The 21,888-nt window shown below is 63.0% G+C and carries 14 protein-coding genes; 8 read left to right on the forward strand and 6 right to left on the reverse strand.

The genetic code is table 11. The features are described 5' to 3' along the window. Window positions 1-324: 324 nt before the first annotated feature. From mfd to Pan44_RS03355, 4 genes are all read left to right on the forward strand, one after another. Window positions 325-3,753 carry a transcription-repair coupling factor gene (mfd, locus tag Pan44_RS03340; protein WP_145027230.1) on the forward strand — a complete coding sequence of 1,143 codons (3,429 nt, stop codon included), beginning with the start codon at window positions 325-327 and terminating at the stop codon, window positions 3,751-3,753. 162 nt (window positions 3,754-3,915) lie between these two features. After that, window positions 3,916-4,851: an alpha/beta hydrolase gene (locus tag Pan44_RS03345; RefSeq protein ID WP_197453805.1), complete on the forward strand. Its 936-nt coding sequence runs from the start codon at window positions 3,916-3,918 to the stop codon at window positions 4,849-4,851. Between the two features lie 371 nt (window positions 4,852-5,222). After that, window positions 5,223-5,972 carry a hypothetical protein gene (locus Pan44_RS03350; protein WP_197453806.1) on the forward strand — a complete coding sequence of 250 codons (750 nt, stop codon included), beginning with the start codon at window positions 5,223-5,225 and terminating at the stop codon, window positions 5,970-5,972. After that, window positions 5,973-6,422, forward strand: coding sequence for a type II toxin-antitoxin system VapC family toxin (locus Pan44_RS03355; protein ID WP_145027236.1), 450 nt, complete (start codon window positions 5,973-5,975; stop codon window positions 6,420-6,422). A gap of 36 nt (window positions 6,423-6,458) precedes the next feature. On the opposite strand, the gene Pan44_RS03360 is transcribed toward Pan44_RS03355, so the two are convergent. The 3 genes from Pan44_RS03360 to Pan44_RS03370 all read right to left on the reverse strand — a co-directional run bounded on the left by Pan44_RS03360 (window position 6,459) and on the right by Pan44_RS03370 (window position 8,997). Continuing rightward, window positions 6,459-7,445, reverse strand: a complete 987-nt coding sequence (locus tag Pan44_RS03360; protein ID WP_145027238.1) for an ROK family protein — start codon at window positions 7,443-7,445, stop codon at window positions 6,459-6,461. A 162-nt stretch (window positions 7,446-7,607) separates the two neighbouring features. Beyond that, complete coding sequence (locus Pan44_RS03365; RefSeq protein ID WP_145027240.1) at window positions 7,608-7,991, reverse strand: hypothetical protein; 384 nt, start codon at window positions 7,989-7,991, stop codon at window positions 7,608-7,610. Between the two features lie 115 nt (window positions 7,992-8,106). Then, window positions 8,107-8,997: a carbon-nitrogen hydrolase gene (locus Pan44_RS03370; protein WP_145027242.1), complete on the reverse strand. Its 891-nt coding sequence runs from the start codon at window positions 8,995-8,997 to the stop codon at window positions 8,107-8,109. 202 nt (window positions 8,998-9,199) lie between these two features. Between Pan44_RS03370 and Pan44_RS03375 the strand changes: the two genes are divergently transcribed. Together Pan44_RS03375 and Pan44_RS03380 are read left to right on the forward strand one after the other, a co-directional pair. Next, window positions 9,200-9,748 carry a Fur family transcriptional regulator gene (locus Pan44_RS03375; RefSeq protein WP_145027244.1) on the forward strand — a complete coding sequence of 183 codons (549 nt, stop codon included), beginning with the start codon at window positions 9,200-9,202 and terminating at the stop codon, window positions 9,746-9,748. 14 nt (window positions 9,749-9,762) lie between these two features. Continuing rightward, window positions 9,763-10,506 (forward strand): arginyltransferase, encoded by a 744-nt coding sequence (locus Pan44_RS03380; protein WP_145027247.1) that lies wholly within the window; start codon window positions 9,763-9,765, stop codon window positions 10,504-10,506. A gap of 440 nt (window positions 10,507-10,946) precedes the next feature. Here Pan44_RS03380 and Pan44_RS03385 read toward each other — a convergent pair whose 3' ends face one another. Continuing rightward, window positions 10,947-11,939: a quinone-dependent dihydroorotate dehydrogenase gene (locus Pan44_RS03385; RefSeq protein WP_197453807.1), complete on the reverse strand. Its 993-nt coding sequence runs from the start codon at window positions 11,937-11,939 to the stop codon at window positions 10,947-10,949. 449 nt (window positions 11,940-12,388) lie between these two features. On the opposite strand from Pan44_RS03385, the gene Pan44_RS03390 reads away from it, so the two are divergent. Next, on the forward strand, window positions 12,389-14,383 hold the full coding sequence (locus Pan44_RS03390; RefSeq protein WP_145027249.1) for a hypothetical protein: 1,995 nt from the start codon (window positions 12,389-12,391) through the stop codon (window positions 14,381-14,383). Between the two features lie 86 nt (window positions 14,384-14,469). Here Pan44_RS03390 and Pan44_RS03395 read toward each other — a convergent pair whose 3' ends face one another. Next, window positions 14,470-14,904 (reverse strand): hypothetical protein, encoded by a 435-nt coding sequence (locus Pan44_RS03395; protein WP_145027251.1) that lies wholly within the window; start codon window positions 14,902-14,904, stop codon window positions 14,470-14,472. 106 nt (window positions 14,905-15,010) lie between these two features. Further along, window positions 15,011-16,039: a DUF1559 domain-containing protein gene (locus Pan44_RS03400; RefSeq protein WP_145027253.1), complete on the reverse strand. Its 1,029-nt coding sequence runs from the start codon at window positions 16,037-16,039 to the stop codon at window positions 15,011-15,013. Between the two features lie 692 nt (window positions 16,040-16,731). Here Pan44_RS03400 and Pan44_RS03405 point away from each other — a divergent pair. After that, the gene (locus tag Pan44_RS03405; RefSeq protein ID WP_197453808.1) at window positions 16,732-21,846 is read left to right on the forward strand and encodes a DUF1549 domain-containing protein; all 5,115 of its coding nucleotides are present in this window, start codon (window positions 16,732-16,734) and stop codon (window positions 21,844-21,846) included. Window positions 21,847-21,888 lie beyond the last annotated feature (42 nt).

The following is a 21,888-nucleotide window of genomic DNA, read 5'->3' on the forward strand; positions in this document are numbered from 1 at the left end:
TGCAAGGGGATGTGCTGCAGCCGACTGCTTCACGAAATCGAAGGCACTCGATCTGGGTTCCTGAGACCGAACGCTCTCGATCAGGCGCAAGTCCGTGCGCAAGAGGCGAAGCACCAAAATGTCATGTTATGACATCGGCGCACGCGTCATCCGAATCCTTCGGAGAAACCAAGTTCCTGGCGGGAAACTCAAACTGACGTCTGGGGTGACGTACGAGGAACTTGCGACGCGATTTTTGAGCAGATGTCGCGGGTTGTCAACAGGAATTTCCGCTGTTCACGGTTCGCCGGCGATCAAGGTGACTGCTAATCTTCCGTCCTCCCGATGAGTGATTCTACGGAAGATGTGCCGGTCCTGGCGCTGCCGGATCTGATTCCTCGACTCCGCCGCGTTGATGCTTTCGCAGCCGTCGTCCGTGCCCTTCAGCGTGGAGACAGCGGCACGATTGACGGGGCGTGGGGCTCATCGTCCGCGCTCGCCACGGCCGCACTCGCCGCCGCACTCCCGCGCACCGCCGACGCCGGGGAAACCCTGCTCGTCGTCACCCCGAGAATCAGTGACGTCGACGACGTGGTTGCGGATCTCGCTTCCTATTTCGAAGAACCGCCTGAAGTCTTTCCCGCCTGGGAGACTCTCCCTCAGGAACAATCAGTCTCCGACCCGATCTTCGGTGCTCGGCTGCAGCTCCTGAATGACGTCGAATCGGGGCACGCTCCTCGCGTTGTTGTCGCCAGCCTGCCCGCGCTCCTGCAACCCGTTCCCGACGCGGCCGAACGGAAACTGGGAACGCGGCGACTCGTCGTCGGTGAGTCGCTCGACCTGGAAGAGTTCCTCAAGTGGCTCGTCGACCGGGGCTTCGAACGGCAGTCGGCCCTCGAGAGGCCGGGCGAGTTCAGCGTTCACGGCGGAATCCTGGACGTCTTCTCTCCGGGATCGGCAGAACCGATCCGGGTGGAACTCTTCGGCGATGATATTGAATCGATCCGCACGTTTGATCCGGAGACGCAGCGCAAGACTGGGGAACTGCAGGAAGCGAAAGTCACCGCGGTGTCCGCCTCGGCGGGCGCGGCACGCCCCCCCGCCGGCGACTCCTCAGGCAACGGCGACACCAATGGCGAGGAGCGCGATCCGTCCGTCCACGTGGGCCGCGCGCCGGCCACCGCCGGCGGGCAGTTTGTCGAGTCCCTTCCCGCGGGAAGCTGGGTCGTCCTCTACGAACCGCAGGAACTGATTGAGGAAGGGAAGCACTACCTCAGCCGACTGAACAACCCTCGCGGGTTGTTCAGCGTGCCAGCGGTCATCGAGGCGTGCACGCGCCGGCCGAGCGTGACGATCGCCGCCCTCAGCGGCGGCAGCCTGGAGACCACCTGTCGCCTGCAGGTCGAATCGATCGAACGGTTTGGCGGACCGCGGGCGGAAGTGCTCAAGGAACTGGCCAGCATCGTCGGCCGCGAAGAGAAAGTGGTGATCGCCTGCCACAACGAAGGCGAGCGCGAACGTCTCAAGGAACTGCTCGAGCAGTCCGCCCCCGAACTCGCCCCGCAGGTGAGGCTCTGCCTGGGAGCCGTGACGCGCGGTTTCCGGCTGGTCGTCGAGCGGGTGCTGGTTCTCAGCGACGCCGAACTGTTCAGCCGCGTCGACGTCCGCCGCGTCGCCCGCAAGAAAAAGATCGAGAGCCGGGCCCTCGATACGTTCCTCGATCTGAACGAGGGTGACCTCGTCGTCCATCTCGCGCATGGCATCGGCCGCTACCGCGGGATGCAGGTGATCGAGAAGGAAGGACGGCGCGAGGAGCACCTGTCGCTGGAGTTTCGCGACAACGTCCGCATCTGGGTGCCGGTCTCGCTGATTCACCTCGTCCAGAAATACATCGGCGCGGCGAAAGCGGCCCCGACCCTGTCGAAGATCGGCGGGACGGCATGGTCGAAGAGCAAGGAACGCGTCCAGCAGGCAGTATCGGACATGGCGTCCGACATGCTCCGACTGCAGGCCCAGCGGGATGCCATGCCCGGTTTTCCCAACCCGGAAGATTCGCACTTCCAGCATGAATTCGAAGCCGCGTTTCCCTACACGGAAACGCCCGACCAGCTCACGTCGATCGAAGCGGTCAAGAAGGATCTCGAGAAGCCGCGGCCGATGGACCGCCTGCTCTGCGGCGACGTCGGATTCGGAAAGACGGAAGTCGCGATGCGGGCGGCGTTCAAGGTGGTCGATTCCGGCAGGCAGGTCGCCGTGCTCGTGCCGACGACCGTGCTGGCCGAACAGCACTACCGCACGTTCTGCGAGCGGATGGCCGAATTTCCAGTCCGCGTCGAAGTGCTGTCGCGGTTCAAATCGAAGGCCGAACAGCGGGAAGTGCTGAAGCAGGCCGAAGAAGGACGGGTCGACATCGTGATCGGCACCCACCGCCTGGTTCAGAAAGACGTAAGATTCAAAGACTTGGGACTTCTGGTCGTCGACGAGGAACAGCGATTCGGAGTCGAGCACAAGGAGCGGCTGAAGCACCTGCGGCTCACCGTCGACGTCCTGACGATGACGGCCACGCCGATTCCGCGAACGCTCCACTTCTCGCTGATGGGGATTCGCGACATCTCCAACCTGACGACTCCGCCGCAGGATCGCGTCCCCATCGAGACCCGTATCGTGCGCTGGGACGGCGAACTGATCCGCTCCGCGATCGTCCGGGAGTTGAACCGCGGAGGGCAGGCCTACTTCGTCCACAACCGCGTCTACGACATCTACGAGATCGTCGACAGGCTGCAGAACATCATCCCCGAAGCGAAGATCACCGTCGTCCACGGGCAGATGGATGGCGACGAACTCGAACGCAACATGCTCGAGTTCGTGCAGGGGAAAGCGAACGTGCTCGTGGCCACGACGATCATCGAAAGCGGCCTCGATATCCCGAACGCCAACACCATCTTCATCGATCAGTCCGAGAACTACGGACTGGCTGACATGCACCAGCTGCGGGGACGCGTCGGACGTTATAAGCATCGCGCCTACTGCTACCTGCTGCTCGATCCGCGAAAGCATCTGTCGGCCGTCGCGGCCAAGCGTCTCAAAACCCTCGAGGAATACAGCGAACTCGGGGCCGGATTCAAAATCGCGATGCGCGATCTCGAGATCCGCGGAGCGGGCAACATCCTCGGGACGGAGCAGAGCGGCCACATCACGACCGTCGGCTACGAGCTCTACTGCCAGTTGCTTGAGAACGCCGTCCGCGGCCTGCAGCACCTGCCCGCCAGGGAAACGAAGCACGTCAACATCGACCTCCCGCTCACGGCGTTCGTTCCGAATTCCTATGTCCCGCCCGGACGCCAGAAGATCGATGTCTACCGCAAGCTGTTTTCCGCGGCGTCGCAGGAAGAGCTGGTGGATGTGCTGAGTGAAATGCGGGATCGGTTCGGGCCGGTGCCGATGGAACTGGAACAGCTCGCCCGCGTGCGAGAGCTGCAGATTCACGCCCAGACCTGGACCATCGACAAGGTCCATCTCGAGGACGACGGCCGCTTCGCAGTGTTCCACTACCGTAAGTCGAACGAGATCGTGGAACTCCAGAAGCGTGTCGGCCGCGACCTGCGGATCGTCGACAACGACCGGAAGGCGTACTACCTGCTGCCGAAGCGCGGAATCGAAGGAGACGAACTGATCGCGGTGCTGATCAGGGTGCTGACGAGTCCTCCGGTCGCAACTCCGGTGTCGCGGACGCCGCCCCCGCGTCGCCCGGCGCCGCCGCGAAGGCCGGTGTAGAAATCGACACTCTTGCCGACGCTGCCCGCGTCGGCCCGACTTCGTCAGATCGCATTCCGGGCAACAATGAGTTCTTCAACCGTCTTGAGGAGGGAGGGAACCTCTCGGCGCGTTACGATCCGCGGCGACATCGTGTCCTGCAACTTCAAACAGGAAGCTGCCATGAAGCACTGCCTTGCGCTCGTTGTGATGTTGGTCTCCGCGGCCGCCGGCGCTGCGGAACCCCAGGTCAGGGCGCTCTGGCCCGCTGAGGTCCCGGGGCCACTTCCGATCGTCGATGGAGACGAGCGCGATCTCACAAAGGACACCGACAGGCCCATCGCCGGCAGGCGGATCATCAAGCTCGGTCACGTCCGCACGCCGCAGATGCACGTCTATCTCCCGGCAAAGGACAAGGCGAATGGGGCCGCGGTGGTCATTGCTCCGGGCGGCGGCTTCAGCATTCTCGCCTGGGATCTCGAAGGGACCGAAGTCGCGGAATGGCTCAACTCGCTCGGGTACGCGGCCGTCGTTCTCAAGTACCGGGTGCCGACACGGACGCACGGCGAAACGCTCGATGCGACCCACCCCGTGCCGCTCGTCTCCTTGGGACCGGTGATGGACGCCCAGCGAGCGCTGTCATTGACCCGGTCACACGCCGCCGAATGGAACATCGATCCCGGCCGCATCGGCATCCTGGGATTCTCCGCGGGCGGAAACATCGCGGGGCTGACGGCCTGCCTCACGGGAGAGCGGGTCTATGGCCCGGTCGACGACGCGGACAAGGCGGGCTGCGAGGCAAACTTTGCGATCCTCGTCTACCCGGCCCGTCTCGTGGACGAGACTTCGGGGCAGCTGAAGCCGCATGTCAAGGTGTCGGAGAAGACCCCTCCAATGTTCTTCGTGATGACGCAGGACGATCGCGTCGGCTGTGAGAACTGCACGGCCCTGTTCACCGCGCTCACCCGGGCGAAAGTCCCCGCCGAGATCCATGTCTTCACGCATGGCGGCCACGGCTACGGGCTGCGTCCGACGGAGAAACCCGTGACGCACTGGTCGGAGGACGCCGCCGCGTGGATGAAGGCGATGGGATTTGATGACGCTAGGATGAAAGAGTAACCCGGGGATACAACTGCGGACTCTGTACTAGCTTGGAGCTTCGCCTGGGCCACGAGACGGAAACTCAGTCGTCAGCCGTCTGGTGTTGACGATACTCTTAGACAATGCGATTGAGAATAAGGACGGCCTGCCAGTCGCCGTCGCGTTAGGACTGAAGGGCTAGTTGGCGGAGATGTCGTATGGTTACGCAATCGATCACACTAAAAAGCGACGAGCAATTCGGCCGTCGGGTGCCATCCGAGTCCCTCGGTTGCGTTCTTGAACAAATTCCGGAAGCCGTGCGACGGTCAGTCCGAATGGCGATGGAAGGCCGCAGTCGGTCTAGAGGGAAGCGACCGAACTGGCTTCGTACCGCTTCCGACCTCCGATTCTTGGGCCACGAAGGCAATGACCAAACGATCCTTCACTTCGAGATTTCCACGCTGAAGGAAGCGGCCCCTCGCCTGTATGAGCAGCAAGAGATTTGGCCGACCCGGCCGCGAGCTGACGACACGGGGCTCGATGTTCTCGCAGATGTGTTTCGTGACGTGGCGACGAGAAATGCCGACAGTGAACGTTTCGATCGACCTCTATTGGATTCGTTGTCCCATTTCGGGAATATCCTGAACGGCACTTTCAGTGAGTTGGTGGTCTCAAGCCATCGGAAACCTGGTGTCGAGGACGTCTCGGTTACTGCCGATGTCATCAATGCGGCCCGCGAACTTGGGACGAACACTCCGCAACCTCGACGCGTTCGCGTGGTTGGCCGATTAGATATGGTACGCGCGAGCACTCAATCGTTTGGATTGGTGCTTGACGGCGGCGAAGAAGTCAGGGGGGTGATGTCTGAAGGCGTAGTGGGGGAACTCGGTTCTTTGTTAAGTCAACGAGTCTTAGTGGCAGGAAGTGTTGTCTATCGCGCCTCGGGGCGGGTCCTGAGAATCGATGCAGAACACATCACTGCAACAACGGAGGTCGGGGAATTCTTTTCGTCCATCCCAAAGTCTCCGCGTCAGAGATTTGACTTGCGAGACGTTGTCAGAGAGCAACACCACAAGCTCGGCCTAGCGGGTGTTATTGGAAAGTGGCCCGGCGACGAAAGTGAGGACGACATTCTTCGAGCGCTCGAGGAACTTAGCTGAATGGCCACTTCTGGTGCCTATCTCTTGGACACAAATATTCTCGTCCATTTGATCCGACGGAGCATTGTCGGAGTGGCGATCGAAAGTCAGTTCGGCTTGGCTAGTTCACTCAACCGTTGCGTCATCTCGGTAGTCACAGTCGGTGAAATGTACGCACTTGCGAAGAAGTTGAATTGGGGTGGGACGAGACAGTCGAACTTGGCGCAGTTGCTTGGTCAAGTTGTATGGGTGGATATCAGCCACCCCGACATCCTTGCGGCATATGGCGACTTGGACGACGTCAGTAGCCGCTCAGGTCGTACGATGGGCAAGAACGATGTTTGGATTGCGGCAACCGCAAAGGTGTCTGGAGCTACATTGCTTACCACCGATGGCGACTTTGATCACCTTCACGTAAGTCACCTCAACCGGATTCGAATCGACTCCAGATCAGGCCAGCCTCTTCCGTGATCGTCAGGGCATGAAAAAGGCGACTTCGCTCGGTTCCTAGACTGGATACTTGATTCGCGCACACGCAGCCGCGCCGATGAATCCCGCTTCGTTGCCGAGCGAGGCGTAGTCGATGACCGTGCGCTCTCCCGTGATGGGGAACGTCCGTTTCTTCACCTCGGCCCGCAGCGCCTCCAGGAAGGCCCGGCCAAGCTCCGTCGTGTGCTGGCCGAACGTCATGGCGCCGCCGACCAGGACCATCTCCGGATTCAGGATGTGAATCACGTTGACGGTGCCGATGGCGAGATACTTCGCGGATTCGAGGATCAGGTCGTGGGAGAGTTCGTCGCCCGACTGAGCCGCCTGAGAGATCGCCAGAGCCGTCAGCGAGGCATCGTCACTGGCGAGAGATGAGGAACGGCCAGCGGCAATGGCTTCCCGGAAGCGCCTCACGAGGGCCTTCGCGCCGACATACAGCTCCACGCAGCCGTGAATGCCGAACTCGGACCGCGGTCCGCCATCTTCCTGGATGATGATGTGCCCGCACTCAGCGGCATGCGAATGGGCCCCTTCCCAGACCTTGCCATCCAGTACGATGCCCCCGCCGACGCCCGTGCCAAGCGTCCAGAACATCAGGCTGCCGGCGTTCTTTCCAGCGCCGAGCCAGGTTTCACCGAGGGCCGCCGCATTGGCGTCGTTCTGCAGGACCGCCGGCTTGCCGAACCGCTGCGAGACCATGTCGCGAAGGGGAAGGTTCTTCCATCCCGGAAGGTTGAACGGATGGAAGACGACGCCAGCCGGGATGTCCATCGTCCCCGGAGCGGCGACGCCAATCGCCCGGACCTGATCCCAGGTGATGCCCGCGTCGACGACGAGCTCGCGGGAAATTCGCTCCAGGTTGGCGAGCCCCGCTTCGAGACCGTCTTCCAGCGCCGAGGAGGCATGCCGCTTCTGGAGAATCCGGCCGTCATTCGTGACGATTCCGGCCTTGATACTGGACCCGCCGATGTCGATGCCAAGGTAGCAGGATTCCGACGCTGGCATCGTGACTGAGGCTGTTCGAATGGAGGACGGCAAGGCGAACGCCGCAGTGCCGCCGGGCCCGCGTGGACGGTCACCGGGCGCGACCGTTCCATGCGATCATTCGAAGATACGGCAGGCCGCCAAGACATCGCAACAGCGAGTTTGATGCAGGAGGCCTGAACTTCAGCACTCGATGGCTGCCGCCGGACTTTCCCGGACCACCACCTGATCGAGGACATTGCTCAGACCGGAAATCCTGCGGACCAGCGCGGCGATATCCGGTTGGACGCTCGCGGTTTCGAGGACTCCCTGCACGCAGAGACCATTCTCCAGGCGGCGGACCACAAGCGACGAGAAATGGAGCCCCGGTGTCTCCTGAAGCTTCCTCTGGACGTCGCGCTCCAGGTCGTGCGACCGCGAGCATTCGCCGTAATCGAGAGGGCAGTAGTCTCCGACCGGGCTGAACTCATCCCAATCGCGGGGAGCCTCGGAGAAGTCGTTGTCGGCGAGCAGCATCTCCGCGGCGGAGGCGGCAGCACCGACGTCCACGCAATCACGAGTGACCATAGGACACCTCGTTGACACGGACCTGGGAGAACTGGGTCAGCGCATTCCATCTTCCCCGGCGGACTCGAAAACCTCAAGTCCGCCCCCGCGGAGCTTCACCCGAATTTCACATCGCTCAGCCGTCGATGAAACGCCGGGTGATGTCGCCGTAAGCGTCAATACGGCGGTCGCGCAGGAACGGCCAGTGCGTTCGCTGCACGTCGAGCTTGGAGAAGTCGCATTCCGCGATCAGGATCTCGTCCTTCTCCACGCTCGCCTTGGCCATGATCTGGCCATTCGGTCCGCAGAGGAAACTCTGTCCCCAGAACTCGATGCCTCCGCCGTCGCCCGCTTCATGCCCGACGCGGTTGGGCACGGCGACGAACACGCCATTCGCAATGGCGTGGCTGCGCTGGATCGTCTCCCACGAGTCGTGCTGGGCCTTCCCGTACTCGGCCTTCTCGGAGGGATGCCAGCCGATCGCCGTGGGATAGAACAGGATCTGAGCGCCGGCGAGGGCCGTGAGCCGGGCCCCTTCCGGATACCACTGGTCCCAGCAGACGAGCACGCCGATCCGGCCGAACTTCGTATCGTGGGCCTTGAATCCGAGGTCGCCCGGAGTGAAGTAGAACTTCTCCAGGAACAGCGGATCGTCGGGAATATGCATCTTGCGATACATCCCCTTCAGCGACCCGTCGGCATCCATGACGACGGCCGTGTTGTGGTACAGCCCGGGAGCCCGCCGTTCGAACAGCGAACCGACGATGACGATCCCGTACTCCTTCGCGACCTTCCCGAGCGCCTCCGTGCTGGGGCCGGGAATCGATTCCGCGAGGTCGAAACAGGCGTGATCTTCCGTCTGGCAGAAATAGAGCGAGCAGAAGAGTTCCTGGGTGCAGACGATCTGCGCCCCGCGTTTCGCGGCGTCGATAATCGCCTGGACGGTCGCTTCGCGGTTGGCGACGGGATCGCTGGAAGTCTTGCGCTGGATCAAGCCAACTCGAACGCGGGACGACGTGCCTGCCATGTCACCTGAACGGGAAGGGTTTTCGGTTCCGCAAACGCCTCAGGCCGTACGGTCGGCATGAAATTCGTTTCGCGAAGGCCTATCATTATCACGAGTCGGTTCCGGACGCACAGTCACCTCTCGCGCTCCGGGCCGGATTTTTCCGCAGCGTCCGCTTTCCCTGCAATTCTGGCGGCCGCGGGTCCGGTATCATTTCAAGGTCATGATCGCAGAAGCCTCCACGCACGCCCCACTGTCGGTCGACAAGAAGGCCGCCGACGATGTCGGCACCCTGTCGACGAAAGTCTCCCCTGTCGAGAAATGCCGCGAGTTCCTCCTCACCAAGGGACTGCGGATGACGCGGGAGCGTTCCATCCTGACGGAAGAAATCTTCGCCGACCACGAGCATTTCGACGCCGAGCAGCTGATCCAGCGGCTGGCGCAGCGCACCGACGGCAAGCGGGTCAGCCGGTCGACGATCTATCGCATCCTGCCGCTCCTGGAAGAAGCCGGAATGCTTCGCAAGGTCGCCCGGCAGGACGGCCGCGACGTCTACGAGCATGACTACGGCTACCCGCGGCATGACCACATGATCTGCCGCAAGTGCAACCGGCTGGTCGAATTCAAGAACACCCGCGTCCGGGAACTCGTGGAAGAAATCGCCAGCGAACATGGCTTCCGCACCGAGGCCCATCGTCTCGAGGTCTACGGACTGTGCCGCACCTGCTCGCGGCCTCCGGAGAGCCGGCACAAGAAGCTGAACCTGCTCTGACTCTCCACGCCGGAATGAGCAGCCTCGACCATCTGGGTTTCGTCGAACCGCAGCGGGTCTGCTCCTACCTGCCGACAGAAACCGCGTCGCTCGAGTACCGGGTTTACCGGCAGTTGACCGCCGTGAACTACGGCCGGCTGCTGGAACGTGGCTGGCGGCGACATGGGCGGATGTTGTTCCGACCGCAATGTCCCACGTGCCGGCAGTGCCGCGGGCTTCGCGTTCCGGTCGCGACGTTCGAACCGACGAAGAGCCAGCGCAGGACGCTCAACAAAAATCCCGATGTCGAAGTGCGGCTGTCCCCCGCGACGGTCTCGCCGGCGCACGTCGAACTCTACAACGCCTATCACGCCGACATGGCCGCCCGCCGCGGCTGGCCCGGCACGCCGACCACGCTCGACGACTACGCCGAATCGTTCCTGACCGGCGGGTATCCGTTCGCGTTCGAGCTCCAGTATTTCCGGGCCGGGAAACTCGTCGGAGTCGGGCTGGTCGACATCCTGCCGCAGGGGCTGTCGAGCGTTTACTTCTATCACGCGCCCGAATGGCGACCGCAGGCGCCGGGCGTGTTCAGCATTCTCTGTGAATTCGATCTCTGCCGGCAGCAGGGGATTCCATACCTGTATCTCGGCTACTGGATCGAGAAGTGCCCCTCGATGGCCTACAAGTCGGGATACGGGCCGCACGAGACTCTTGAGGAGTACATCGAAGAAGACGAAGCGCCGGAGTGGGAGCGGCCGTCGGGTTCTCCGGAGTGAATACGTGCCACGGCCGTGTCGGCCGTGCGCGGGTGGCAGCGCTTTCCCACGGTTGCAACGCTCACAGAGCCGTAACATGCGCCGCGAGGCCATCTGACATACGAACCGGGCCATCCGCCGCGGAGCATCATCGCAAACTCCCACCAGCGAGAGCGTTCCCGCCCCGCGCGCAACCTCGCCCGTCAGGGTAGGGGAATTCGTTCTTTGGCAATTGAAAACGGTCAGGTAATCACCCGGTGAAGGTGGAGTGATAGACCACCGCAAATCTCGTCACACATGTCACAGGTCCAGAATCCCAATGGTTCCGGACAATTTCGACTGTCACAGGTCGTCACAGCTTGTCATAGGTCCCCCCCACCACCGCGAACGACCACCGCCAGACGGAGACCGAGCGACCTTGCAAGCTTCGATTTCGTGGCGCGTGTGAAGGTCCTTCCGGTCTACCCTCGAGACAGTTCTCGTGAGATGCTGGCCGCCAGGAACGGACCCTGGTAGACGAGGGCCGTGTAAACTTGGACGAGATCGGCCCCGGCATCCCGCATGCGCCGGGCGGTTGCGGCGTCTTCGATGCCGCCGCAGCCAATCAATGTCGGGCCTGTTCCCAGTCGGCGGCGGATCTCTTCGACGCGCTGGGGCGAGATCTCTTTCAACGGCCGGCCACTCAGGCCCCCCTGCGGCAGCTCGGGGCGAACGGCTGTTGAGAGCGTGTTCGTGGCGATGAACCCAGCGGCCCCGGCTGTGAGGCAGGCGTCGATCACGGCAGCAAGGTCATCGCCCGACAGTTCCGGCGCGAACTTCACGAGGATCGGCTTCGACGGTGCGACCTCGCGGATGACGGTCACGAGCTTTCCGGCGAGTTCCGGTGTCTGCAGGCTGCGGAGGCCGGCCGTATTCGGCGAGCTGATGTTGATCGAAATCGCGTCCGCCACCGAGGCCACCGCAGCGGCCGCGGCCTGGTAGTCGGACTCGGCGTTCTCGAGAGGCGTCGTGGCGTTCTTGCCGACGCTGACAATCACCGGGAACGAAGGCTTGGCCCCCTGCAGTCGGGCGGCGAGAGCCGGAGCGCCCGCATTATTGAACCCCATGCGGTTGACGACGGCCCTCTCTTCAATGAGCCGGAACATGCGGGGCTTCGGGTTTCCATCCTGCGGTTTGGGAGTGACCGTGCCGAGTTCAACAAAACCGAAACCGAAGGCCCACCAGGCCCACGGGGCAACGCCGTTCTTGTCGAGCCCGGCCGCGAGTCCGACACGGTGGGGGAAGGTGAGCCCCATCAGCGAGACGACGTCGGCCTTCGGTCGCGCCATGGTGGAGCGAACGAGGCGGGCCAGCGGAGGCATCGCGGAAAGTGTTCCGGTGCCGCGGAGCGCGAAATTATGGGCCTTCTCGGCATCCATGCGGAACAGGAGTGGTTTCAGGCAGCGGTACAGCACGTTGACACAGTCGCGTAGAGGGAGGAGTTCGGCTCCGGAGGAGCCACACAGCGTAGCCGGCGGCGCGGAGACCCGGAACCGGCCACACCAGCGGGAGGGGATTCGACGGCCGGCCTGAGGGTTGTCGGTTCTTCAATTTGCGCCGGGCAGGAAGAAGGAATTGCAACGCCCGGGACGGCGACCGGCAGAATCCGCCGACCGGCTTGGCGTGGTTCTTCGCCGTTGCGGCGACGGGGATTGGAAGTTGGGAGGACTGCGGAAAGTTTACCAGTCGGGGGCGTGGTCTGGCCGCCTCCCGGTTTACCCTTTCGGCATAAGGGGGCGATGGGAGCACAAAGGCCTTCCGTCTCTCCAGCTCCCGGCATCCTGCTTGCAAGCCATCGCGTAGAATCCCTCGACGGGCCGTAGGGACGTGACCGTCTGGTTGAAGACCTCGTGGGATCTGCAACGTGCAGACTTCCGATGGCGACATCGCCAAAGACGAGGAGAACGACCTCCGCGAGGCCTCATCAGACGAGGCCGACGCGGCGTGGCTGGCGTTTCGCGCGAGCGGAGCGCTCCGGCTGCGAACAGTCCGTCCCCTTGGGGAGATTTTGTTCGTGACGTCCGCCTGGCGTAATGCACTGCTGATCGCTGCGCTCCTTCCACGCAGCCTCGCTTTCTCCGCGGAGGATGCGCCGCCGTTGCAGACCGCATCCGCGCCGCCGACGGCAGCGAGCCCTGCCTCTTCGGCCGCGCCGAAAGAGCAGACCCCGGCCCAGCCCGCGGCGCTCATCACACCGACCCCGTCCGGCGCTGCTGCCGCCACCTCGCCGGAACAGGCGAAGGCCACGGCCGTCGCGCTCAACTACTGCCGCGCCTCGTTCCATCGCATCCGGCATTCGCCAACCAAGATCGTGATGGCGGAGGAACAGGAAAAGATCCTCAACAACCTGAACCTGAGTTCAATCCAGGATCCAGAGGTCATCAACCTGTATTCGGGCGTTCTGGATGAAATCAACCAGGTCGGCCTGGCGGACTATGAACGCAAGCTGCTCAAGGACAATTTCCAGAGCAGCGTCCGCAAGAAGCTGACCTGGGATGCTCTCGCATTCTCGACCGATCTCGCCACCGCGCAGTTCGGAAGCGCCGTGCGCAACGGCGCGAACAGCTGGTGGGACTACCGCGTGACGACGGTCCAGAAGGACATCGACATGCTCAAGATCGACCGCGCGCGGATGACCGCGGTTGTGCAGAAATCGTCCCAGTTCCTCGACACGTTCTGGCGGCTCGCCCAGAAAAAGCAGATTCCAGACAAGTGGCTCGTCCGTGGGGACGATATCGACGCGCTCGACAAGGCGGTCCGCGAACCGGATCCCGTCGTGAGGCATCGCGTGCTGCGCCGGATGAACGGTTTCATGGAGGCGTATCCTCCGTACTGGTACTACCTGGGGCGGACGCAACAGGAGCTCGGCGAACTCGATGACGCCATGCAGACCTACGACCAGCTCGTGGCACTCGGGAACAACCATTTCCGCAAGGACGACATGCTGGCGACCGGCCTGGCGAACAAGGCCGCGATCCAGGAATACCTGAAAGACTCCTCGGCCGTCTCCACGGCCCTCAAGGCGCTCGACAAGTCGACGGAAGTGTGGGAAGCGAACCTCGTCTGTGCCCGGATCCTGCAGCGGCACCGCCAGTTCGTGGCCGCCGAAGACGCGGTGCTGCGGAACCTGGATGTCGGACTGGAACTCGACCAGAGCCGGGTGTTCCTCGCCTCCGTGTACTATCACGCCGAAGAACGGGGCAAGCTGGCGAAGATCCTCGCGGACCCGCAGTTCGCAAACCTTCCCCGTCCCGTGTTGATCCGCTGCGCGGCGCTACTCGGCCCGGAGCAGGCGCCGACTGGCGTGATGCGGATGGTGGCCGGCTCGATTGATGCGCAGCCGCAGATCACGTTCGGACAGGACGAAGTGATCCTGCATGCGTCCGATGCGTGGCAGCTGCCACTCGCGCACATGAAGGCGTCGATCAATGGCGTCGAACTGACGGCGGCCCACGCGGCCACGATCAGCGGCGGGCACGAATTGCGGCTGACGCCCGCACGCGACCTCGGAACCCCTCTGGGAGGGACGCAGAAGTACGACCTGAAGCTCGACCTGACCTATCCCGATTCCTCGACGGTGACGCTGACGATGGCCCTCAGCGAAGAACCGGCCCGGTCTGGCCCGCAGACGCGGATGACATCGTTCCGCGGGCCGGCCGCTCCGACCCTCCGTGTGTCGTCCATCCAGATTGGAGACAAGATGCTGAACGTGGCCGGCATGCCGTCGACCGCGGACGCTCCGTCAGGGCTGGCGCCGGAAAAGCCGGCTCCGCCAGCGGTCGATGTTCCGGTGAGCGGTCCGGGAATCGGGCATTTTCCGCGGCTGCTGTCGATCGAATCCGACGGGCCAGCGGGTTGAGGCGGGAGTCGCATGACTCACCGGGGCGCTGCGTTCGCGTCGTCCCGGTCGTGGGTCGGGACGACCTTCACCCTTCCGTGGATCGCTTACTGCAGATCGAACTTGAATTCGTTCTTCACATCGGGCTTGATCGTCTCGTTCAGGCCGCTCGTTTCAGGGCGGCCATACTTTGCGGGGATCAGCGACGTGTTCATCTTCTTGATGTCGGCCGCGGTCAGCTGCTCTTCCGACTTCTTCACCGCCAGCTGTTCGAAGGCAGTGACGACAAACGTGCCAGGCCCGACCATCGCGCCGGGGTCTCCTGAAGTCGAGAGCGCGAAGGCGCCCGCCTCATCCGTGCTCGTATAGGCCGCCGGCCCCGAGGCGGGGATGAAGGTGACGTTTGCGCTGGCGAGCGGCTTGCCTTTGTACATCACGACGCCCACGGTCTCTGCCAGTTGCGGGCCCGTCTCACCGCCACATCCGCCGGCCAATGCCGTCAGGAGAATGAGAAGGACTGCCGTCACCGTTGGTCGCATCATGGAACGGGTCTCCTGCGAAGTGTGAGTCAGCCGGAAGCACGAGGCCTTCACGGACGCGGATCAATGTCCGCGCCCGCCGTCGCCACGGTCGACTTTGATTGCTCGATCAGAACTCGCCGAGGACCTGTCCATCGGCCCGGCCGCCGAGCCGCTGGTAGCTGGTATGGTCGACGTTCTGGCTGACGAAGCGGACGGTGCCGTCGCCGAGAAGGAACTGGACACCGCCGACGTGCATCGATTTGAAGCCCCAGGAGTAGTTGTATTCGGCGAGGGCGGTACAGGCCGGATTCGACACTTTCTTCGGCGCGCTCCTGCAGGTGTTGAACTCGTTGATCGGCGTGACGGTTGAGGCGTGTGCCGAACCCATCGCGTTCGAGAACCACCAGCCGTACGTTGCATGCGAATGACAGTCAGGCCGGACCTCACCCATCAGGATCGTGTTGGTGGTTCCGTCGGTGACGTCGCGGATGTTCAGAAACACTCCGTAATAGCTGAACATGCCCGACACACGGTTGGCGCGGTTGCTGCGCGCGTAGTCAGCGTGGCTGGCCGATTCGGCGTAAACGTTGAACGGATTGCACGCCGCCGAGCCGGGAGTTCGCGAGGAGCCGATTGAGCCCGTGTAGGTGGACTGGGCCCAGTTGGCGCTCGTTTTGAAAGGAGTGTTCGTGGTGTCGGCGACATGTCGGGGCCAGGAGTCGGTCGGACACATGGCGTACGGGACTTGCTTCTCGCCCGCTTCATCGCGATCGGCGAGTACCTGTCGAGTCACGCTTCCTTTGACGCCGCCGTAATCTACACCGGGCCTGGGGCCGTCGAAGTGCAGCTGGTTGAAGAGCGGGGCCTGATCCATGAAGGGGAGGATGTAGACCTGCCAGCCGCATCGCGGATTGGCGGAGTTACCTCCTTCCGTCGCCGTCGGGCCGCCCCCCTGGCCGCTGATGGGGAAGCCGTTGTGCACATCGTGGTAGTTGTGCAGGCCGAGTCCGAACTGCTTCAGGTTATTCTTGCACTGGGTCCGTCGGGCCGCTTCGCGGGCCTGCTGGACGGCGGGCAGCAGCAGGGCGATGAGAATGGCGATGATCGCGATCACCACCAGGAGTTCAATCAGGGTGAAGCCATGACGCCGAAGCATTCGACACCTCGTCTCTCGTACAAAAGAACCGTCGATGACGCGTGGACTCTGGCAGCCGGAGAAAAATTCCTCTTAAAGAGGGGGAGAACTTCGGGCAAAAGGCTGGCGCAGATGCGGCCCACTCCTCCGATTTTGAACGCAGGGCCAATCTATGAGTGCCGGGAGCAGGCCGCAACAAGTCGATTGCGCAGTTCACGAGCGAATCTGCGCAGCAATCGGAGCGAATTCAAATCAATGCCGGCGGGAGTTTCATGCCGAGCGTGCCGGTCGTCCGGGCCGCGCAGGCACGCGAGCGATTGGGCGCTGACTTCCTCCTTGCTGGCCGCCGGTTGGCCGGGTAGATTGAGGATGCGATTCGTCGATGCTTCAAGATGGGCCGCCGGGGACAACGCTGTCGTCCCCCGCCCGGGCACGGACAGCCCCACGACGAGCGCTGTGTTGCGTTCCATCGATGCTGCCGGGAAACCGCTGGTCATCGGTCCGCCTGCACACCGGGCTGCATCCCGGTCACCCTGCATTTCGGGCCGCGATCGGACTTCTTCCCGCTGGTTGAAGATCGTCCCGCATCACACTCCAGATGCCCACCTGCCTGTTGCCCTGGCCCGCGCGACCCAGCGCGGGCGGTCTGCTGCCCGCCAGCCCCCTGTTTGACCGCTGGCCTGCAGTCCTGCCGCCGACACCGAGGTTGCCCGATGCGATTCCGCTCGTTTGCGTCGCTGTGCTGCTCGTTTTTCTCTGTGGCGTTGAACGCGATTTCCATCGCCGCTGTGGCCGACGAGCCAGCCGCGAAGATCAGCTTCGACAAGCAGATTCGTCCGATCTTCCAGGCGAACTGCCAGGGCTGTCATCAGCCGGCCAAGGCGGCTGGCGGCTACGTCATGACGTCGTTTGAACGCCTGGCCAAAGGGGGCGAAAGCGGCGACGCGGCGGTGGTGGCAGGCAAGCCGGAGGAGAGCGAACTGCTGAAGCAGATCGTCCCGGGTAGCGATGGCAAGGCCGCGATGCCCAAGGACAAGCCGGCCCTCAGTGCGGCCGATATCGACCTCGTCCGCAAATGGATCGAGCAGGGAGCGGCGGACGACACGCCGGTCAACGCCGTCCAGCACTACGATGTCCACCACCCGCCAGTCTACTACCGGCTCCCGGTTGTCACGTCGCTCGACCATTCGCCTGACGGAAGCCTCCTGGCGATCGCCGGCTTCCATGAAGTGATCCTGCGGAAGACCGATGGGGGTGAAGTTTACGGCCGGTTCATCGGCGTTTCGGAGCGGATCGAATCGGTCCGCTTTTCTCCCGATGGCAAGAAGCTGGCAGTTGCCGGCGGTCTCCCCTGCCGGATGGGGGAACTCCAGATCTGGGACGTGGAATCGAAGAAGCTGGAGATCTCGATCCCGGTGACGTTCGACACGATCTACGGGGCCAGCTGGTCACCGGATGGAACCCGTGTGGCCGTTGGGTGCGCCGACAAGACGGTCCGTGCATTTGATGTCGCCAGTGGCCAGCAGACGTTCTTCAGCGGCGCGCACGACGACTGGGCGGTCGACACCGTGTTCGGCGTTGACGGCAAACACCTGGTGTCCGTGGGCCGCGATATGTCGGCCAAACTCTATGAAACGGAAACCCAGCGGTTCGTCGACAACATCACGTCGATCACTCCGGGTGCGCTGAAAGGGGGCCTGCAAACCGTTGCCCGGCATCCCAGGCGGAACAACATCCTGATTGGCGGCTCGGACGGCGTGCCGCGGGTCTACCGGATGGAGCGAGTCACCAATCGCGTGATCGGCGACGACGCCAATCTGATTCGCAGGTTCCCGGCGATTCCGGGGCGCATTTTCGGAGTCGACTACTCGGCCGATGGCAAGCAGATCACCGTCTGCAGCTCGCTCGACGGCAAAGGCTGGGTCTACACCTATTCCGCGGACTTCGATGACGTCCTGCCCGACGAAATCAAGGCGATCGTGCAGAAGGTCGCCAGCAGCCAATCGGCCGACGAAAAGAAGAAGCTCGAAGAATTCGTCACCAAGGATGTCGCCCTTCTGAACAAGGTCGAACTCCCGTCGAGCATCTATGCCGTGTCGGTTTCACCGGACGGTAAGTTCGTTGCAGCGGCCGGGGCGGAAGGAATTCTGCGAAAGATCGACGCGGCGAGCGGGGCGGTCCTCAGTGAGACCCCGGTCGTCGATGTCAGCCCATCAGCCGTCGCCGCCCTGCCGGCGACACCTTCGGCCTCGGAGAGCGCCCCGGTTCCCTCGGCCCCGGAGCCGACGCCTCCCTCGATGACGATCACGCGGCTGCACACTCAGCCCGAATCGATCAGCCTCGCCGGACCGTACAGCTACAACCAGTTGCTCGTGTTTGCCGAACTGGCGTCGGGCGACCAGGTCGACGTCACGCGGCTCGCGTCGTACGAACCGGCGGGTGGAGCGAATGTTCGCGTCAGCAAGACGGGCCTCGTCAAGCCGCAGGGGAACAGCACCGGCACGCTGAAGATCTCGGCCCTCGGACAGTCGGTCGACATTCCCGTCACGGTGGAAAGCTATGAAGCCTCGAAGCCGTTGAGCTTCATTGAAGACGTGAACCCGGTGCTGTCGAAGGTCGGCTGCAACGCGGGGACGTGTCACGGTTCGAAAGATGGCAAGGACGGGTTCAAACTGTCGCTACGCGGTTACGACGCGATCTTCGATATCCGCTCGCTCACTGACGATCACGCCTCACGCCGCGTGAACACGGCGTCGCCCGACGACAGCCTTATGCTGTTGAAGGCGACGGGGGCTGTTCCGCATGTGGGCGGCCAGTTGTTCAAGCCGGGCGACGAATACTACCGCATCGTCCGGACCTGGATCGCTGAAGGCGCCAGGGTCGATCTGTCGCATGCCAAGCCGACACGGATCGACGTCTACCCGAACAATCCGGTCGTGCAGACGATTGGATCGCGGCAGCAGGTGCGCGTCGTTGCGACCTGGCCGGATGGGCATCAGCGCGACGTCTCTCGCGAATGCTTCATTGAAAGCGGCAACGGCGACGTGGCCGCCACCACCTCAGCCGGCCTGATCACCGTGCTTCGCCGCGGCGAAGCACCGATTCTCGCCCGCTACGAAGGGGCCTACGCCGCAACGACGGTCACCGCGATGGGCGAGCGCGGCGGGTTCGCCTGGGTCGATCCGCCGACCTGGGGCGAAGTCGATCGTCTCGTGGCCGAGAAGTGGAAACGGGTGAAAGTCCTGCCGTCTGATCTCTGCACCGACCACGAATTCATCCGCCGGCTGTACCTCGACCTGACCGGCCTTCCGCCTTCCGCGGACGAGGTCCGCAAGTTCGTGGACGATGGACGCGATACCCGCGTGAAGCGCAACGAACTCATCGACAAGCTCATCGGCAGCGAAGAGTTCATCGTGTTCTGGACCAACAAGTGGGCCGACATGCTGCAGGTCAACGGGAAGTTCCTGGCCCGTGAAGGAGCCACGGCATTTCGCCAGTGGATCCGGGAAGAGGTGGCCAGCAACACCCCCTACGATCAGTTCGCCTACAAAGTGCTGACGGCATCGGGATCGAACAAAGACAACCCGGCCGCGTCGTACTACAAGATTCTTCGGGATCCCGAGATGATCATGGAGAACACGACGCACCTGTTCCTCGCGGTACGGTTCAACTGCAACAAGTGCCACGACCATCCGTTCGAGCGCTGGACGCAGGATCAGTACTACCAGACGGCCGCGTACTTCGCGCGGATCGGTCTCGAAGCGGATCCGGCCAGTGGCGACAAGAAGATCGGCGGGACGGCCGTGGAAGGGGCGAAACCGCTCTACGAGAAAGTCGTCGACAAGAAAGAAGGCGAAGAGATCCACTTGCGGACCGGCGCCGTCGCCAGGCCGGAGTTCCCGTACCACGCCGAATATCAGATCGCAGGCGACCCGAGCCGCCGCGAAGAACTGGCCCGCTGGATCACATCGGCCGACAACCAGTATTTCGCCAGGAGCTACGTCAACCGCATCTGGGGTTATCTTCTCGGCGTCGGATTGATCGAGCCGCTGGATGACATCCGGGCCGGCAATCCTCCGACGAACCCGGAGCTGCTCGACTGGCTGACGAAGGATTTCATCGATCACGGGATGGATGTCAGGCACCTGATGCGCACGATCTGCAAATCGCGGGCATATCAGCTGTCAGTGTCGACGAACGCCTGGAACGCCGACGACACGCAGAACTACTCGCACGCCCTGGCGCGGCGCCTGCCGGCCGAGGTGCTGTTCGACGCGATTCACTCCGTCACGGGCCATGCCTCGAAGATTCCAGGAGTGACTCCCGGTCTGCGGGCGGCAGCCCTGCCCGATTCGGAACTCGGCACGAAGGATGGATTCCTCGACAACCTGGGACGCCCCGCGCGGGAAAGTTCCTGTGAGTGCGAGCGGGCGAATGACCTGCAGCTCGGCCCGATCATGGCGCTGATGAGTGGTCCGACCGTGGGCGACGCCATCTCCGATGGCGAGAATGCGATCGCAAAACTCGTCAAAGAAGTCCCGGACAACGCGAAGCTGTTCGACGAACTCAGCCTTCGCATCCTGAACAAGCCGGCGACGAAGGAGGAGATCGGTGCGGTCGAGTCGCTGCTCACCCAGATGGATGCGGAGAATGCCGACCTGGAGAAGGAGCTCGCGGCGTACGAAACAAAGATTGCGCCGGTCGTCGCCGAGCAGACAATGAAACGTGAGGCCGCCATCGCTGCCGCGAAAAAGGCGCACGATGAGCACTTCGAATCGATCAAGCCGGCGATCGAGGCGGCCGAAAAGGAACGTACCGGGAAGATCGCTGCCGCCGAAAAGGACCTGGCCGATTATGAGAAAACGCTGGAGCCGAAAGTCGCAGACTGGCTGGCCGCGGCGAAAAGCGAATCGACCGGCTGGACGACGCTCAACATCGACCTGAAGCGGTCGAAAAGCGAGATCGGCGGGAAGTTCGCGAAGATGGAAGACGGCTCGATCTACATCGCTCCCTCGAATCCGAAGAAGGGGCAGTACGTGCTCGTCGCCGATGTCGACCTGACCGGCATCACCGGGGTCAAACTTGAAGCCCTGACGGATAGCCGGCTCAAGGGAATGGGGCCCGGTCGTTCACCGAACGGCAATTTCGTCGTGACCGAGTTCGAGATGAGCATCGCTCCGAAAGGGAAACCGAACCAGAAACAGAAGGTGGATCTGCACAACGCCAAGGCCGACTTCAGCCAGGCGGGATACGAGGTCGCCACGGCGATCGACGGCAAGCGCCCCGAGTCCAGCAATGGCTGGGCCGTCGTCCCCGAGACAGGCAAGAACCACGTCGCCACGTTCGAATGCAAATCGCCGGTGGGCCATGACGGCGGCTCGACGATCACGATCGCGATCGACCAGCGGTATGCCGACTCGGCCCACAGCCTGGGACGTTTCCGGTTGTCAGTGACGAAATCCCCCGCGCCGGTCAGCTTCGGCCTGCCGGAGAACCTGCTGCAGATCGCGGTTCTGGACGCCTCGGCCCGCACACCGGAACAGAACAAGACCGCGTTCGACTACGTCAAGTCGCAGGATGTCGAAGCGAAGAAGAAGGCAGACGCACTGACAGTCGCGAAGAAGCCGCTTCCGGAAGATCCGAAGTTGGTGGAACTGCGGAACTCCCTGAAGGAAGCCGAAAAGCCGCTGCTCGTGGATCCGCAATTGGCCCGTCTGAAGCGGGCGGTCGACCTCAGCAGGGACCAGCTCGGCCACAAGCGGCTGACGATCGCCCAGGACTACGCCTGGGCCCTGATCAACAGCCCGGCGTTTTTGTTCAACCGCTAGTTTCCCCGACGACCGGGATTCCCGGAATTGACGGACCGACGT

This window comes from Caulifigura coniformis (assembly GCF_007745175.1).
In the GTDB taxonomy this organism is placed as follows: Bacteria; Planctomycetota; Planctomycetia; order Planctomycetales; family Planctomycetaceae; genus Caulifigura; species Caulifigura coniformis.